Source organism: Thermostichus sp. MS-CIW-36 (assembly GCF_054059035.1).
The window spans coordinates 12,760-28,526 of the sequence record NZ_JBSSBR010000014.1 but is presented as its reverse complement, the minus strand read 5'-3'; the positions used below and the strand labels follow the sequence as shown (position 1 = coordinate 28,526).

Sequence of the window (15,767 nt, the reverse complement as noted above, 5' to 3'; positions counted from 1 at the left end):
CTTGCCCCAGCAGCACAAACCAGCATGCTCTTTGCGCAGGATCATCTTCTGAAGGTTAGAAGTGTTACCAGCTTGACCTCTCGGCGTCCCCTGCCCAGGGCCGAAAAGGCGGCGGAAGGCTATCGCCTCTCGTGGCGCGGGGTTGCGGTGATGGGGGTGCTCAACGTAACACCCGACAGCTTTAGCGATGGCGGCCTGTGGGGATCCCCAGAAGCAGCCGTGCAGGCAGCCGAGGCCATGGCGGCGGCAGGGGCCTTGATGGTGGATGTTGGCGGCGAGTCCACCCGCCCAGGGGCAGATCCGGTGCCGGTAGAAGTGGAATGCGACCGGGTTTTGCCGGTAATTCGAGCTTTGCAGGGATCCGGGATCCCCATCAGCATCGACACCCGCAAGCCGGAGGTGGCAGCGGCGGCTTTGGCTGCCGGCGCCCACTTGGTGAACGACGTAACCGGGCTGCGGGATCCCCAAATGATACAGGTCTGTGCCGAGGCGGGGGTGCCGGCGGTGATCATGCACATGCGGGGAGAGCCGCGCACCATGCAGCAGCAGACCGACTATGCTGACCTGGAGGGGGAGGTTTTCGGTTTCCTCAGGGAACAGGCGGAGCGGGCTCTGGCGGCGGGCGTGCCCAGCGTTGTTTTGGATCCGGGCTTGGGCTTTGCCAAAACTGCTGAGCAGAATGTAGTCCTGCTTAAAGCCCTACCGCGGCTGGTGGCCTACGGCTACCCGGTCTTGGTGGGGGCCTCCCGCAAAAGTTTTGTGGGTAAGCTTTCCGGCATTGCCGTACCTAATCAGCGAGACAGCGCCAGCGTGGCCGTCCACCTGTTTGCAGCCAGCCGGGGGGCTGCCCTGGTACGGGTTCACAACGTGCCGGCTCATGTTTCCGCCCTTGCCACTTGGGAAGCTCTGCACCATGACGCAGGGTAGGCTGGTGCTGCAGGGCCTCGTCTTTCATGCCTATCACGGCCACTGCCCGGAGGAAGCGGTTTTGGGTGGGCGTTTTGTGGTGGACGTGGAGATGCGGCTTTCCCTAGCCGAGATCCAAGATGACCTCTCGCGCACGGTGGACTACGCCCAGGTGTACGAGAGGGTGCGGCAGGAGGTGACCGGCCAACGCTACCGCTTGGTCGAGACCTTGGCGGATCAGATCGCAGAGCGGCTGTGGCAGAGCTATCCCCAACTGGAGGCCCTAACTGTGCGGGTTCACAAGCCCCATGCTCCCCTGCCGGGGCTGTTCGAGGATGTTTACGTCGAGGTCGACCGCCGGCGAGCCGTAAGCAGGGCGGAAGCCTCATGAATCGTGACCTGGCCTATGTTGCCCTGGGAAGCAACCTGGGGGATCCGCTGCAGCAGTTGCGCTTGGCTGTGCAGAAGTTGCGCCGGTTGGGAGAGGTGGTGGCCTGTTCCAGTCTCTACCGCAGCCCAGCCCAAGGGGGGCCACCCGGACAGCCTGACTACCTTAACGCAGTGGTGGCCTTGGATCCCTTTCCCCCCTACCGGTCTCCCCTGGAGTTGCTCGGGGCGCTGCTGGCCATCGAGCAGGAGGCAGGACGGGTGCGGCGCATCCGCTGGGAGGCCAGAACCCTGGATTTGGATCTGCTGGCCATGGGCAGCCGCATCCTGAACAGCCCTGAGCTGACGTTGCCCCACCCCCGCATGATGGAACGTGCTTTTGTCTTAGCTCCCTTGGGGGAGATCGCTCCCGACTGGCGTCACCCTGAGACCGGTGTGGGGGTCAAAGAGGCACTCATCAGTTTGGATCAGTCCTGGCTGGAGCGCACAACCCTCGGCTGGGAGTAAGAAAGAGTTTGGTAAGCTGGTTAGGGATTTCGGCAAAAGGGATCCCATGGACAGCCTCCAACTCTGGCAGCGCTACTGCGATTGGCTTTACTACCATCCCGGCCTGGAGATTTTCGTCGATATCAGCCGCATCCGTTTCACTCCCCCTCAGGTGGAAGCGCTACGGCCTCGCTTTGCCCAGGCTTTTGCCAATATGCAGGCTTTGGAGGCAGGAGCCATTGCCAACCCCGACGAAGGCCGCCAAGTGGGCCACTATTGGCTGCGGGCGCCCGAGCTGGCTCCCACCCCTGAAATCCGGCAGGCCATTCAGGATTCCATTGAGCGAGTGGAAACCTTTGCCGAAAAGATCCATCGCGGAACCATCCCGGCCAGCGGGGGGGGACGGTTCACCGAGCTGCTCTGCATCGGCATTGGCGGCTCAGCTCTGGGGCCGCAATTTGTGGCGGAGGCCCTGGCTCCGCTGCACCCCCCCCTGAACATCCACTTCATCGACAATACGGATCCCGACGGGTTCGATCGGGTGCTGGGACGGCTGGCCAACAAACTGGGGCAAACGCTGGTGATCACCACCTCCAAATCCGGCGGCACCCCGGAGCCCCGCAATGGCTTGGTGGAGGTGAAGCTGGCCTACCAAAAAGCCGGGATCCCTTTTTCTGCCCATGCGGTGGCCATCACCGGCCCCGGCAGCCAATTGGAGCAGCAGGCGCGGCAGGAGGGGTGGTTGGAGGTCTTCCCCATCTTCGACTGGGTGGGGGGGCGCACCTCCGAAACGTCCCCGGTGGGCCTGTTGCCGGCAGCGTTGCAGGGCATTGATATCCGGGCTTTGCTGGCCGGGGCCGCCACCATGGATGAGGCCACCCGCCTGCCCCACCTGGAGCGCAATCCCGCCGCTCTGCTGGCCATGGCCTGGTACATCGTCGGTCAAGGGCAAGGGCGCAAGGACATGGTGGTTTTGCCCTACAAGGATCGCCTGCTGCTGTTTAGCCGTTACTTACAACAGTTGGTGATGGAATCCCTGGGCAAATCCCACGATCTAAACGGCAACCGTGTGGAGCAGGGCATCGCCGTTTACGGCAACAAGGGCACCACCGACCAACATGCCTACGTCCAGCAGTTGCGGGATGGCTTGAACAACTTCTTTGTCACCTTCATCGAGGTGCTTCAGGATCGGGAGCCTGGGATCCCTTCCCCCTTCGTGGAGCCGCAGGTGACCAGTGGCGACTACCTGAACGGCCTGCTGCAGGGCACCCGCCAGGCCCTCTACGAAAACGGTCGCGACTCCATTACCGTAACGCTGCCACGGGTGGATGCCCGCTCGGTGGGGGCCTTGATTGCCCTCTACGAGCGAGCCGTGGGCCTCTACGCCTCCCTAATCCAGATCAACGCTTACCATCAACCGGGGGTGGAAGCAGGCAAAAAAGCCGCCAGCGCTGTCTTGGAGCTGCAACGGCGATTGCTAGAGACGGTGCAGGAGCAGCAGGGATCCCTGACTTTGCCCCAACTGGCAGAGAAACTGGGCTGCCCGGAGCGCATAGAAACCCTGTACTGGATTGTGCGGCACTTGCACGCCAATGGCCGCGGAGTGCTCTTGACAGGGGATCCCGCCCGCCCCTTGGAGCTGAACATCCAGCCTCGGCCTGCTTGAGCCTCGAGTTTCCTGGAGCAAGTGCGGAGAGCAGGCTTGAGTTGGCCAATCTGTACCTGGCCTTAAGCCCTCCCCAGCCAGCCGACCCCCCTGCCTAGAATCGAGCAAGAGTCCACTCCAGGAGGAGACTATGGATCAATCTGCTGCCGTCCTGCCCCTACAAACCCCGAAAGATGTCTCCATCGAAGATATTGAGCAGGAGCTGAACAAGATCTGGTCTTCCAAAGGAGAGAGCGTTGCCGCCCGCGCTGCCACCTTTACCCTGGTGGTGTACGAATCTCTGGACGATGCGCTGTTGCTGCCTTCCCCCACCGTCGAAGCCATCGCCACCCAGAACCCCTGTCGCGTCATTGACCTGCGCGCCAAACGAGAGGGATCTGCAGACGACGCCATCGAGGCCCAGGTGGCCGCCTACTGTCCGGTGACCCGTGAGCAGCGCAGCTCGTTGGTCTGTTGCGAATACATCACCCTGAAAGCGCCCGAATCGGCCTTTGTGCGGGCCTGCAGCACCGTTGCCTCTCTGCTGATCCCCAACTTGCCCACCTTTTTGTGGTGGCAGGGGGATCTGGATCTGAACAGCTTGCTGTTTCAAAAATTGGTGGCCCTGAGCAACCGGGTCATCGTCGATTCGCGGGGCTTTGTCAATCCAGAAGAAGATCTGCAAGAAATCCACCTCTTGGTGGGTGAGGGGCGCCACTGCGGGGATCTCAACTGGCGGCGGCTGCTGCCCTGGCAGGAACTCACCGCCCAAGCCTTCGACCCTCCCGACCGGCGAGAGTCCCTCTACCTTGTGGATCGTGTGAACCTCGACTACAAAGCCGGCAATCCCTGCCAGGCGTTCCTCTTCCTGGGCTGGCTGGCCAGTCGCCTGGGGTGGACTCCCACAGAGCGGGTTCAGGCTCAGGAGCACGATTACCAGATCGACCGTATCCGCTTGCAAACCCAAAGGGGCGGCGAGGTGATGGCAGAACTGGCGGCTGTGCCCTTGGCCTCGGAAATCAGCCAGCCGGGGGATCTCATCGGGCTGCGCCTCACCTCCAGCAACCAGGAAGCCGACGCCTGTACCGTGCTGTGCTCCGAAACCACAGGGTGTATGCGCATGGAAGCCATGGGGGGCGCTCAGAGGTGCGTGGTTCGCCAGGTGGCTCCCCTGGAGCAGGATTCCCTCGACACCCTGCTGGCTGCCGAGTTGCAGCGGCTTGGCCCCGACTACCTCTACGAAGAAACCCTAGGGGTGGTGGATCAGATGCTGAAGCTGGGCAAAAGCTGAGATCCGCTTCTGTTTCAAGGCAGCTCCACCGACGTGGGCTTGGAAGCATGGGGCAGTCCCCACCCCAATTTCTCGCGCATAACGCGGAAAAATTCCGGTCGGCGCAGGCGCATCAAATCCGTCCAATAGGGGGCACGTACCACCCGAATCTGGTCTTCCGGCATGATATAGCAGCCGGCATTCCCATCCACCACCAAAACCAGCGGCTGAGGGGTAACGGGGCTAATCCACACCTCCTCCGAATCGGGAAAGACCAAGGCCCGCGAGGCCATGGAATGGGGGCAGATGGGGATCAACTGCAAAACCGGCACCCCCGGTGTGATCACCGGCCCACCCGCCGAGAGGGCATAAGCCGTCGAGCCGGTGGGAGTAGCCAAAATCACTCCGTCGGCAGCCACATCCAGAGGTGAGTGATCCCCGATGGTGATCTCGAAATGGCACATGCTGGTCAAAGGCTCGCGGTGCAGCACCATCTCGTTTAAGCTCAAGACCTCCCAGCGCAATTCCTGCCCTCGGTAGGCTTGCACCAGCAACATGCTGCGGCGATCCAGGGTGTATTCCCCGGCAATGGCGGCGCTGGCTGCCTCCTCTAGATGAGAAAGGTAGGTCTCCGTCAGAAAGCCCAGGTGGCCCGTGTTCACCGCCAACAGGGGGATCCCTTTGGGGGCCAGTTGCCGCGCTGCTGCCAAGACGGTGCCATCTCCCCCCAACACCACTGCAAACTTCATGGTTTGATCAAATCCAGCCGGGGCCAGGCTATCTACTCTGGTCAGGCAGATGGGGCTGTCGGGCTTGGCATAGCCGAGGATACCGCCCCAGTTGGGGGCCACACAGACTTCCCAGCCCTGCTCCTGAAACCAGCGGGCTAGGGTTTCGCTGCTGCGTTTGGCGGCGGGTTTGGCGTCGTTGTAGAGGATCCCAGCTTTGGGCTTGGTCATGGGCAATGGGAAGGCAGAGGTGCCAAAACTCTATCAGTTCTGCAGGCCCTTCTGCTGGCCAGGTGATCCATTCCCCAATTTCTGCGCTCCTCTAGCGGGCCAGGTACCGTTCCAAGCGTCCCTGGAAAAATGACAAGATTAACGTCAGCAGCCAGTACCACAGCGCTGCCACCACCAAAGCCTCGAAGAAGTGCTGGCGCGGCAAACCTGCCTGTCGAGCCCGGCCCATCAACTCCTGCAAAGCAATGGCACTGGCCAGGGCAGTGTCTTTCTGCATGGCGATGAATTGGTTGCCAATGTCCGGTAAGACAATTCGAAAAGCTTGCGGCAAAATGATGCACCACAGGGTTTGCCAGGGCTTAAGCCCTAGGGCATAGGCAGCTTCCCGCTGCCCGACGGGAATGGCTTGGATCCCGGCCCGGAAGATCTCGCTCATGTAGGCGCCATAGTTCAGGCTCAAGGCCAGCACTGCCGAAGTGAACGAGCCGAACACCAGACCCAGTTGCGGCAAAGCCTGGTAGATAAACAAAAACTGCAGGAATAGAGGTGTGCCCCGCATCAGCGAGACATACAGAGCGGAGAGGCTGCTCAGAGGGGCAATCTGGGAGAGGCCCGCCACTGCCGACAAAAAGGCCAAGGTGGTGGCACAGAGGATGGAGACCAAGGACAGTTGAAAAGTAGTGCCCACCCCTTGCGAGATAAACCACCACCACTCTCGCACAAAGTTGCCGTTGAGACGCAAGGTACGGATGGGGATCCCGGCCAACTCCAACTGTACCCCGCTGAAGGTGAACACCAACAACAGCAGCCACAAAACCAACCACAACCCCTGGGCCACCGGGAACGGGATCCCTTTTCGAATCCGGGGCGGTGGGTAAATGGGCTGCTCCAGTGGGATAGAGTCTTTGCTCACTCAGCTTTTTTCGTCAGATCAATGCCGTAATACCGCTTCGAGAGGGCTGTTAGCGTGCCGTCCGCATGCATGGATTCTAAGATTTCGTTAATTTTGGCTTGCAAGCTCTCGGAAGGGGCAGGGCTGGAGCGATCCAAGGCCACAGCCAAGGCTTCATAGTAGACCGGATCCCCCAGAGTTTTCAGGGGCAGCCCTTCCCGAATGGCGTTTTCAGCCGTCGGCAAAGCTGTCAAGACTGCATCCAGGCGGGTGCCATCCCCCAGTGCCAAATCCTGCAGAGCCAGGCTATCGGTGTCGTAGATGCGAATGTCCACCCGCGGGGCCGGAACTTGGATGGTCTCTCCTTCCAGAGTGAGGTTGCCCTCCAGGTAGGCTTGATAGGTGGTGGCGGTGCCCACCCCGACTCGCTTTCCTTCCAAGGCGGCGATATCGGTCAAGGTCGAGGCTTGGTGGACCACGAAGCTGGCGGGGGTGTAGTAGTAGGGAATGGTAAACAGCAGAGCTTTCTGGCGCTCGGCAGTCACGGTCATCGACCCGACATTGACATCCCAGCGGCCATTCCAAGATCCGGCGGTGATGACATCAAAGTTGATATCCAGAAACTCAGCCTCTACCCCCAAGCGCTTGGCGATCTCGCGCGCCACATCCACGTCAAATCCTTCCCAACTGCCGTCGGGATTGAGGTAGCTCTGAGGCCGGTAATTGGAGTCGGTGGAAACCCGGAGTACCCCCCGCTCTTGAACTTGAGCCAACAAATCGCTACCTTGGGCCAGCAGGGATCCCTGGTGTGTGCCTAGAGCCCAGCATCCGGCCAGGGTCAAGCAAAGGGCTTGTAGGGATCGGCGTCGAGAAACAGACATCGGCAAAACCTCAGATGAAGGTGAAGGGCAAACCCATTGGAATCCATCCAAGCTATCCAAGGCTGTCACAATTCCCGTTGCAAGGTAGTATCACCTGACACTGCCGCTTTGGGTGGCTATTCCCGACTGGGGCGAGCGGGTCGCAATTCTCCAAACATGCTCTAAAAAAGGCAAATCAACTGTCTCAGGATTGAGCTTATGAATTCCAATTGAGATTGAAATATCTCCTCCAGAAAGGCATCCCCTGAGACTTGCGATCAAGACTCGTGCTGTGTTGCCCGGGGGGGCAATCCGTATCCCTCTGTGGGCAACGGAGAATCGACGTTCTGGGTAGCAGAAAACATTTGGCTCGACCCAATGGATCCCCCTTAGCAATTGGGCGGAGAGGATGTCAATATCTTTTTGGAAGAGAACGGGGTTGAGGGTGGTTATGCAAGCGGTGATCTTGGCGGGTGGGAAAGGAACTCGTTTACGGCCTTTTACCTTTTTGCAGCCTAAGCCTTTGTTGCCCCTTTTGGATGTGCCCTTTTTGGAGTGGCTGATCGGGCGCTGCCGCCGAGCCGGCCTGACAGATATTTTGCTCAGCGTGGGTTATCTGGGCCAACAAATTGAGGCTGCTCTGGGAGATGGCGCTGCTTTGGGGGTGAAGCTCCGCTACATTCCTGAAGAGACGCCTTTGGATACGGCGGGAGCCTTGGTGCTGGCTCAGCCCTATTTCACCGGGGATCCCTTGGTGGTTTTCAATGCCGACATCCTCACGGATCTGGATTTGCAGGCGTTGATGCAATGTCATGTGCAGAGCAAGGCCATGGCCACCCTCACCCTCGCCCGCGTGGACGATATCACCGCCTATGGCCTGGTGGAAGTTGGGGAAGGGGGCCAGATCCAATCTTTTCGGGAAAAACCCACCCCTGCAGAAGCCCTCACCCTCACCACCGACACGATCAACGCCGGCACCTATGTCTTGGATCCGGCCATTTTTAAAGACTACCCCAGTGGGGATCCCCTCAGCTTCGAGCGGCGTGTCTTCCCCGATTTGCTCAGGCAAGGGCACCGGATGCAAGCTTATCTCCACGCAGGCTACTGGCGGGATCTGGGCACGCCGGCCAGCTACTACCACGGCCAACTGGACATTCTTCTGGGTCGAATGACGGATTTTCCCTTAGAAAATGTGCAGCAACAGGCGCCGGGGATATGGGTGCACAAAACGGCTGAGATCCATCCCAGCGCTCAACTGCACGCCCCCTGCTACATTGGCGCCCACACCCGTTTGGGATCCCAAGCTCAGATTCCAGCAGGCACCATCCTCGGCAGCCACAGCTGGGTAAATGGATCCCTGCAGCCGGGAGCCTACGGGCCGAGAGTCCTGGTAGTGTAGGTTAAGTGCAAGTTAAGTTCACGACCATCCAGGACAAAGCCATCAGCAAATGGAGCTACCACAAACCGGGGAACGCTGGGATCCCTACCTTGCTGCCGTAGCTGCTCGCTTTAATCGGGAGCTGGAAATTCAACTGGGTCAGCCAGCTTGGCAACTTCCCCCAGACCTGGAGCAACTGCCTTTTTGGCAAGCCCAGCAGCGGGATCACCTGCAAGAGCGCCTCGGGATCCCCTTTTGGCAACTGCGTGCCCCCAAAAAACGGGAAGCCTGTTTGGATTTGGGCTGTGGGGTAAGCTTCCTGACCTATCCCTGGAACGATTGGCAAGCCTACTTTTACGGCCATGAGCTGAGCGGTGAGATTGTGCGCTTTATTCGCTCGCGGGCACCCCAGCTTAACTCCAAGCTGTTCAAGTCAATGCAACAGGGATCCGCCCACCATTTGGAAAACTACGAGTCGGAGCAATTTGATCTGGCCATTGCCACCGGATTTTTGTACTACTACCCGATTGAGTACTTCGACGCGGTTTGGGCAGAGTTGATGCGAGTGTTGCGACCGGCTGCACCTGTGATTATTGAAGTGGTCAATCCCGACTCGGTGTGGGCGGAACAATGGGGCCTCATCGAGCTATTCAAAGGCACCGAACCGATTTTCACCCCCCTAACGGAGTGGGAGCGGCGCATCGCAGCCTTGGGGGGCAAAATTCAGAAACAGGCCAGTGGCGAACTGTTCACCACCTATTGGATTCAGCGCAGACCGTGATCTGCTCACAACCGGGAAAGTATCGGAGCATTCGGAGTAGTGGGGTAACCTTTAAGGCTGGGTACTAAGATTAAAAATAAGATAAAGATTAAGATTAAGAAGTGTGATCCCGGACAAGGGATCCACCGCCATCCATGCAAGCCTCCTCTCCCACCTTCCTCTTGGTTGATGGCTACAACATCATCGGAGCTTGGCCCACCCTGAGCCAGTTGGCGCGTCGCTCCCTGATGGAATTGGCCCGTCTGCGCTTGGTGGAATCTTTGGCCAACTATGTGGCCTTCCGGGGCTACCAGGCGACCGTGGTGTACGATGCCTACGCCCAACCCACTCCAGCCCGGCAAGAGCGCTCCCCTTCGGGTATCGAGATCCTGTATACCTCCTATGGCGAGACCGCCGACAGTTGTATTGAACGGCTGTGTGCCCAGTTGCAGAGGGATGGGTGTCGGGTACGGGTGGCTACCTCCGATCGTGTCCAGCAGTTGGTGATTGGCGGCTACAACGCCGAATGGGTCTCGGCAGAACAACTGTGGGATGAAGTGCAGCAGGCCCAGCAGCAGATCCGGCGCGTCCAACCAAAACGGCTATCGAGCAAGCGGGGCATTGATGCCTACTTGGATGCAGATACTCTCTCGCGCCTAAACCGCTGGCGGCTGTCCGGCCAAGATCCCATGCGCTAAATGCCATCGTAGGGAACGGTGGGAGCTCCATACCAAAGATGCTCCTCATCTGGCGAGGCAGTAGGCAACTGCTCCTGTGAAGGATCCGCCGGAGCCAGCTCCCGCTCATCCACCAACACCAGCACCCGCACAACTCGATCTTTGGGCAATTGCTCCTGCGCCCGCATGGGCAAAATCAGTTGACCTTGGCTGTCGGTACGAGCCCAGAACTCATGCGCTTTCATGCTGTTTCCCTGAGATGGCTAGGAATATACCAGCTTGCCCCAAGCTCTGCCTTCGGCGCAGTCAAAAAAAGACTCCGTCCTGCCGACGGGAACAGATGAGATCCCATCATTGAGACCGGGATCCCTGGGCCAAGCCGTGTTCTCGAAACCAAGCCTGCAACCGTTCCCAAGCGTCACCAGCCGCTTCTGGGCGATAGGTGGGGCGATAATCGGCAAAAAAGGCGTGGGGAGCATCCGGGTAGATGATCAACTGCGATGGATCTCCGCAAGCTTCCAGAGCTGACTTCATTTGCTCCACCGTTTCCAAGGGAATGCTGGTATCTGCACCACCATACAAACCCAACACAGGTGCCTTCAGGCTGGCTGCCACATCCAGCGGATGCCTTGGGGTTAAGGGTGTGGACTCTCCCACCAAACGACCGTACCAGGCAACACCCGCCTTCAAGCCGGGTCGGTGAGCCGCGTACAACCAAGTGATTCGACCACCCCAGCAAAAGCCAGTAATGCCCACCCGCTCTGGATCCGCACCTGAGTTGCCAATTGCCCAATCCACCGCCGCATCCAAATCCGACATCACCTGAGCATCGGGCACCTGGGAGACGATGGCGCGAATCTCCTCAAGGCTCTGCAGCTGAGAAACATCCCCCTGCCGGAAAAACAGCTCGGGAGCCACTGCCACATAGCCCAACTTCCCCAAGCGGCGACAAATGTCTTGAATGTGCTCGTGTACACCAAAGATCTCTTGCACCACCAAAACCAGTGGAAAAGGGCCAGAGCCGGTCGGCTTGGCACGATAGCCAGGGATCTCGCCATCTGGGGTGGGAATGGTGACGGGGCCGGCTTCCAATCCTTCGCTATCGGTGATGATGGTTTGGGCAAAGATCGGCTGTACTGCCGAGGCAAACCCAGCAGCGACGTTGGCCAGCTTCAACTGACGGCGCTTCCAGCTGCTGGAGGATCCCCCCTTGGGTTGTTCCGCATACATAGGCCCAATCCTCAAAAACACAAACCCCTCTTCTCAGGATAAACAATATTTTGTCTGTAAAGATTCTTTCTACTGACAGTCTCGATGCAAATCTTGCCTATCCTGTCTGAGATCTGCATCGTAGAGCTGTTAAGATCGGCTCGGCACAGCGATGCTGATCAACGGAAATGCAACTCAAGAGACAGTTAAAAATCAGTTAAAAACCGGAAATCTTTGGGTTAAGCATTTCAAGAAGCATCGATGCCATCTCGCACTTTGGAGCTTATTTGGCAGTTGCCGAAATTGTTGGATGATGGCAGCATTGGGCAGAGCCAAAAAGACAAACTGAGCGTTTGGCAATAGCGGCAAAACGGCAATTGTACTGGTGCAGATGGCCTTGACAAGTGAGATAAGTTTGCTTCAACAAATCTCAAAAGCCGCTGGCAGGTAATCAACCAAAGCATAGCTTACCCCTTCCCCAGAGGCCCGACGTTCTATCAGCGCAACATCAAAACGGCAGGACAACTCGGAGAGGTGGGGATGCTGGCTCAAGAAGGCTTGGGCAGCCCGGATCAAGCGTCGCTGCTTGGGGATCCCAACCGCCAAAAGCCCGCCTCGATCCCAGCTACCGGGGCTACGGGTTTTCACCTCTACGAAAATCAGCACATCAGCTTTGTGGGCAACCAGATCCAGCTCGCCCCAAGGGCAGCGCCACCGCTGGGCCAGGATCTGCCAGCCCTGCTGACAGAGATATTGCCGCACCCAGCCCTCGCCGACGTTGCCTGTATTCTGGAGGGAAGCCCTTCTGGGCAAGGGATCCATAAAAAAATCACCAGCGCCCGGCTCTAATGAGCAGAGCCATTGCCGTGATACTTGTCGGTGTCGTAAAAGCCGTTGCGGGTGCCGAAGTAGAAACTTGCCAGAGAGAGGACAAGAGCAACCCCCACCAAGACTAACTTTGCATCCACGTGGTTTTCCCCTGATTTTCTCCTCAACCGTGATCATAATAGCCTGCCGCTCCTTCACAATCCTCTGGTAAGCGATGCGCGGCACTGATATCGGCCAAGGCACAGCAAGTCTTGGGGGATCCCATCGGAAATGAACTACTCCCACTGGGAGCTCAGCATGCTACCATTCAGATGGAAAGGGAGTAGTCAGGCGGCTTACCGCCCTCTGCATCGACATACTGGCTAAAAACAGCCCGGTGCAAGAGACAAAGCAAGCCCGGCAGGCTGCTTTGGTGACGAGACTTTCACTGAGTTCACGCAGAGGTGAGCTTGGTGAGTCCGTCTGACTTTCCCAGCCTTCACCTCTAGGTGTGAACCGATTCCACACACAAGAGAGGTTGGAGGCTAGAAAATGTGGGCCGGTTTTTTATCGAGTTTGCTGCTGGTGACGGTAGCGGAATTTGGGGACAAAACCTTTTTTACCCCCTTGATTTTGGCGATGCGCCACCCACGCCGCTGGGTTTTTCTGGGGACATGGCTGGCTTTAGCGATGATGAACCTGCTAGCGGTAGGAACCGGGCAAGTGCTTTTTAAGCTACTGCCACCCTTGGGCGTGCGGGTGCTATCGGCTGGGGTTTTCGCCGTTTTTGGCTTGAGAATGCTCTGGCAAGCGTGCAGAATGCCACCTCAACAGGCATTACCAGAAGAAGAGGAAGCCCTCAGACAAGTGATGCAGGCAGAAGCAAAAGGAGTTGGCCGCGGGGGGGTTAGGGCCATCGTCTGGGAAGCCTTTAGTTTGATCGCCCTAGCCGAGTTCGGGGATAAAACCCAGATTGCTACCGTTTCCCTAGCCGCCACCCATCCGGGATTCAGTGTCTGGGCGGGGGCAACCCTGGGTCATGGTCTGATGGTAGGGCTGGCGGTGGTGGGAGGTCGTTTTTTAGCAGCTCACATCTCTGAACGCGCCGTGCATTGGGTGGGGGGCGGCTTATTTCTGGTGTTTGCGTTGCTGACCGGTTGGGAGCTGCTGGGATCCGGGATCAGCTAGAAATCGCAGGAGCCCCGCACTGTACCCGTAGGGTCAGTGCCGGGAGGAATGCGCTTTGATGAAGTACAATGAACTTATGAGCCAAGTCCTGACCATATCCTGTAAGCTCAAGGCGTTCCCGTCACAAGCCGCCAAATTGGACGCGACGATGGATGTCTTTGTGCAGGCATTGAACTGGGTCAACCAGAACACGCCGGAGAAGATCGTCAACGCGGTCAAACTGCAATCCCTTTGCTACTACGAGATTCGAGCCCGGTTCGGCTTGTCCAGTAACTTGGCAAGGACTACGTCCCGCTTACGCGACCAACAGGTGTGCAGACGGGTGGCAGGCGCTCGCAAAGTGGCGAGACAGCGCAACCGTCCGGTTAAAGAGTTCAAGCGTAGGTTCGTTACCTACGACGCACGTATCTTTTCATTCCGCGAGAAAGACTGGACGGTGTCGCTGACCACGGTTGAAGGGAGAGAACGCTTTGAGCTAGCCATTGGTAACTACCAGAGGGGAATGCTGGCTGGCTCTAACCCCAAATCGGCCACCCTAGTCCAGCGGAAGGATGGCTCCTACTACATCCAGATTTGCGTAGAGAAAAAACCACCCAAGCAACAAGATACCGACAAGGTGATCGGGGTGGACTTGGGCAGGACAGATATTGCCCATACGTCAGAGGGGGACAACTGGAATGGACAGCAGTTGAACAGAGTCCGAGACCACTACTCCCGGTTGAGGGCGGCACTCCAACGCAAAGCCAGTAAGGGCACACGCAGTTCGCGGCGCAGATGCAGAGAACTGTTGCAACGGCTGTCTGGCAAGGAGAGACGCTTTCAAACGTGGGTCAATCATCGCATCTCTAAAGCTATTGTCTCTAGGGCAAAGGCGACAAACAGCGCTATTGCTCTGGAAGACTTGACAGGGATTCGGGAAAGGGTCAATCAACAGCCACGCAGCAAAGCCGAGCGGCGTAGGACCAACAGTTGGGCGTTCTACCAACTACGTCAGTTTCTGGAATACAAGGCGAGGGTTGCAGGGGTTTCTCTGATTCTTGTGCCGCCCGCCCACACGTCGCAGACCTGCCACAAGTGTTTGCATATCCATCCCGATCCTGCGCAATCCTACCGCAGTGGCAAGTCGTTCAAGTGTGGGCACTGTGGATGGGAAGGGGATGCGGATTTGAATGGTGCGAATGTGATTGCGCTCTTGGGGGCTGTCGTAAACCAGCCTAGAGGTCCGGGCTTGTTTTGTTCTCTGGTAGAGCAGAACAGGCTCAGGGCTACTGAAAGCCCGCTCCGTACCGCTTAGCGGTCGGAGTCGGGTAGTTTACCCAAATTCCTGTTCGATGATCCGCCATCGGGCAGTGATCACACCTGGCTCTAGGCTGAGGCGGCTGACGACAAGTTCTAGGGCCTGGTCATCGCGGGTCTGGGTGACTAGCTCTGCTTCGACTTTGACCAGATCGGGCTTGTCCTCCAGGTCTTCGCTGTAGAGGGCACGCAGTTTGAGATGGGTGGGAGCTATACCCTGCAAGAGCAAGGCGCGGATGTGGGCCTCTGCTTGGCTTTTGCAGATGAACGAACACTCATAGACCAGTTCCAGTTCTGTGCCTTTCAAAGGCTGCTGGTTGATGCGGTAGCCTAGTGGACGCAGCACAACGTTGGAGATCAACACAGCTCCGGCTCCAATGGCAGCTTGGGGAATGTACCCCGATCCGGCAAAGGCTCCCACCGCGGCTGCACACCAGATGGTGGCGGCGGTGTTCAGGCCACGGACGCTGGCTCCTTCCTTGAGGATCACGCCACCGGCCAAAAAGCCAATCCCCGATACCACTTGGGCCGCAATACGGGTCGGGCTGCTTTCATCAGGGGTGAGAACCGAGAGCATGACAAACAAAGCTGCACCCGTGGCCACCAAGGTGTTGGTGCGCAAGCCGGCCATACGCTGCCGCCACTGTCGCTCCAGCCCGATCACGGATCCCAGGACAAAGGCAACGGCCAAACGCAAGGTGAAGTCAATCCAGGTCATGCTCCGGTTCTCGTGAAAGGATAAAGTTTAGCCATCCTCATCTGGGATCCCAAGGGCAGTGGCTTCCTGTTGCAAGGTTTGCCAGAGGGCTTCCAGTTGAGCAAAGGCGGATTCTGGGGCCAGCTTACCACCTGTTTCTAAAGCACAGGTTATGCCCACCCGATAGGCATACTGCTGCAGCCGTGACCGAAATTGAGCAGCAGCCAAGGGAGATAGAACTTTCAAGGTCATGGCACACCTCCTAAATGTTTGCTGTAACCCTTCGTTGGTCAAAGGACACCTCGTAAAAGTGCTCTGCGCCGCCGTCGCGATGGCCTTGTGGCGAGACT

The 15,767-nt window shown here is 58.3% G+C and carries 19 protein-coding genes; 10 read left to right on the top strand and 9 right to left on the bottom strand.

Annotated elements, in window-relative coordinates; translation table 11 throughout:
* The first annotated feature begins 24 nt into the window (after positions 1 to 24).
* The 5 genes from folP (at position 25) to ACVWVQ_RS07865 (ending at position 4,715) form a co-directional block, all read left to right on the top strand.
* A complete protein-coding gene (folP, locus tag ACVWVQ_RS07885) occupies positions 25 to 927 on the top strand; it encodes a dihydropteroate synthase (RefSeq protein ID WP_457507811.1) in 903 nt (300 codons plus the stop codon).
* A complete protein-coding gene (folB, locus tag ACVWVQ_RS07880; protein ID WP_414355833.1) occupies positions 914 to 1,297 on the top strand; it encodes a dihydroneopterin aldolase in 384 nt (127 codons plus the stop codon). Before folP ends, folB begins: the two co-directional genes overlap by 14 nt.
* Positions 1,294 to 1,800: a 2-amino-4-hydroxy-6-hydroxymethyldihydropteridine diphosphokinase gene (folK, locus tag ACVWVQ_RS07875; protein ID WP_414355834.1), complete on the top strand. Its 507-nt coding sequence runs from the start codon at positions 1,294 to 1,296 to the stop codon at positions 1,798 to 1,800. The genes folB and folK overlap by 4 nt, the downstream gene beginning before the upstream one ends.
* A gap of 46 nt (positions 1,801 to 1,846) precedes the next feature.
* The gene (locus ACVWVQ_RS07870) at positions 1,847 to 3,445 is read left to right on the top strand and encodes a glucose-6-phosphate isomerase (RefSeq protein ID WP_457507809.1); all 1,599 of its coding nucleotides are present in this window, start codon (positions 1,847 to 1,849) and stop codon (positions 3,443 to 3,445) included.
* 130 nt (positions 3,446 to 3,575) lie between these two features.
* Positions 3,576 to 4,715: a glucose-6-phosphate dehydrogenase assembly protein OpcA gene (locus ACVWVQ_RS07865; RefSeq protein WP_457507807.1), complete on the top strand. Its 1,140-nt coding sequence runs from the start codon at positions 3,576 to 3,578 to the stop codon at positions 4,713 to 4,715.
* Positions 4,716 to 4,729: 14 nt separating this feature from the next.
* On the opposite strand, the gene ACVWVQ_RS07860 is transcribed toward ACVWVQ_RS07865, so the two are convergent.
* From ACVWVQ_RS07860 to ACVWVQ_RS07850, 3 genes are all read right to left on the bottom strand, one after another.
* The gene (locus ACVWVQ_RS07860) at positions 4,730 to 5,653 is read right to left on the bottom strand and encodes an NAD(+) kinase (RefSeq protein WP_414355837.1); all 924 of its coding nucleotides are present in this window, start codon (positions 5,651 to 5,653) and stop codon (positions 4,730 to 4,732) included.
* Positions 5,654 to 5,744: 91 nt separating this feature from the next.
* The gene (locus tag ACVWVQ_RS07855) at positions 5,745 to 6,566 is read right to left on the bottom strand and encodes an amino acid ABC transporter permease (protein ID WP_457507805.1); all 822 of its coding nucleotides are present in this window, start codon (positions 6,564 to 6,566) and stop codon (positions 5,745 to 5,747) included.
* Complete coding sequence (locus ACVWVQ_RS07850; RefSeq protein ID WP_457507803.1) at positions 6,563 to 7,426, bottom strand: ABC transporter substrate-binding protein; 864 nt, start codon at positions 7,424 to 7,426, stop codon at positions 6,563 to 6,565. The genes ACVWVQ_RS07855 and ACVWVQ_RS07850 overlap by 4 nt, the downstream gene beginning before the upstream one ends.
* A 430-nt stretch (positions 7,427 to 7,856) precedes the next feature.
* Here ACVWVQ_RS07850 and ACVWVQ_RS07845 point away from each other — a divergent pair, with 430 nt between their 5' ends.
* The 3 genes from ACVWVQ_RS07845 (at position 7,857) to ACVWVQ_RS07835 (ending at position 10,241) form a co-directional block, all read left to right on the top strand.
* Positions 7,857 to 8,804 (top strand): sugar phosphate nucleotidyltransferase, encoded by a 948-nt coding sequence (locus ACVWVQ_RS07845; RefSeq protein WP_457507869.1) that lies wholly within the window; start codon positions 7,857 to 7,859, stop codon positions 8,802 to 8,804.
* Positions 8,805 to 8,853: 49 nt separating this feature from the next.
* On the top strand, positions 8,854 to 9,564 hold the full coding sequence (locus ACVWVQ_RS07840; RefSeq protein ID WP_414375084.1) for a class I SAM-dependent methyltransferase: 711 nt from the start codon (positions 8,854 to 8,856) through the stop codon (positions 9,562 to 9,564).
* Positions 9,565 to 9,698: 134 nt separating this feature from the next.
* Entirely contained in the window at positions 9,699 to 10,241 is a 543-nt protein-coding gene (locus tag ACVWVQ_RS07835) for an NYN domain-containing protein (RefSeq protein ID WP_011429576.1), read from the top strand.
* Here the strand turns inward: ACVWVQ_RS07835 and ACVWVQ_RS07830 are convergent.
* From ACVWVQ_RS07830 to ACVWVQ_RS07815, 4 genes are all read right to left on the bottom strand, one after another.
* A complete protein-coding gene (locus ACVWVQ_RS07830) occupies positions 10,238 to 10,465 on the bottom strand; it encodes a hypothetical protein (protein ID WP_457507800.1) in 228 nt (75 codons plus the stop codon). The genes ACVWVQ_RS07835 and ACVWVQ_RS07830 overlap by 4 nt on opposite strands.
* Positions 10,466 to 10,571: 106 nt before the next feature.
* A complete protein-coding gene (locus ACVWVQ_RS07825) occupies positions 10,572 to 11,450 on the bottom strand; it encodes a dienelactone hydrolase family protein (protein ID WP_414330528.1) in 879 nt (292 codons plus the stop codon).
* Between the two features lie 399 nt (positions 11,451 to 11,849).
* A complete protein-coding gene (locus ACVWVQ_RS07820; RefSeq protein ID WP_414343270.1) occupies positions 11,850 to 12,251 on the bottom strand; it encodes a YraN family protein in 402 nt (133 codons plus the stop codon).
* A 23-nt stretch (positions 12,252 to 12,274) separates the two neighbouring features.
* Positions 12,275 to 12,397, bottom strand: coding sequence for a hypothetical protein (locus tag ACVWVQ_RS07815; RefSeq protein ID WP_011429573.1), 123 nt, complete (start codon positions 12,395 to 12,397; stop codon positions 12,275 to 12,277).
* 391 nt (positions 12,398 to 12,788) lie between these two features.
* Here ACVWVQ_RS07815 and ACVWVQ_RS07810 point away from each other — a divergent pair, with 391 nt between their 5' ends.
* Both ACVWVQ_RS07810 and ACVWVQ_RS07805 read left to right on the top strand, forming a co-directional pair.
* Positions 12,789 to 13,424, top strand: coding sequence for a TMEM165/GDT1 family protein (locus tag ACVWVQ_RS07810; RefSeq protein WP_414375085.1), 636 nt, complete (start codon positions 12,789 to 12,791; stop codon positions 13,422 to 13,424).
* Between the two features lie 76 nt (positions 13,425 to 13,500).
* Positions 13,501 to 14,718, top strand: coding sequence for an RNA-guided endonuclease InsQ/TnpB family protein (locus tag ACVWVQ_RS07805; protein WP_457507798.1), 1,218 nt, complete (start codon positions 13,501 to 13,503; stop codon positions 14,716 to 14,718).
* 18 nt (positions 14,719 to 14,736) lie between these two features.
* On the opposite strand, the gene ACVWVQ_RS07800 is transcribed toward ACVWVQ_RS07805, so the two are convergent.
* Positions 14,737 to 15,438, bottom strand: a complete 702-nt coding sequence (locus ACVWVQ_RS07800) for an MgtC/SapB family protein (protein ID WP_457490745.1) — start codon at positions 15,436 to 15,438, stop codon at positions 14,737 to 14,739.
* 27 nt (positions 15,439 to 15,465) lie between these two features.
* On the bottom strand, positions 15,466 to 15,669 hold the full coding sequence (locus ACVWVQ_RS07795; RefSeq protein ID WP_238376758.1) for a DUF7219 family protein: 204 nt from the start codon (positions 15,667 to 15,669) through the stop codon (positions 15,466 to 15,468).
* Between the last annotated feature and the right edge of the window lie 98 nt (positions 15,670 to 15,767).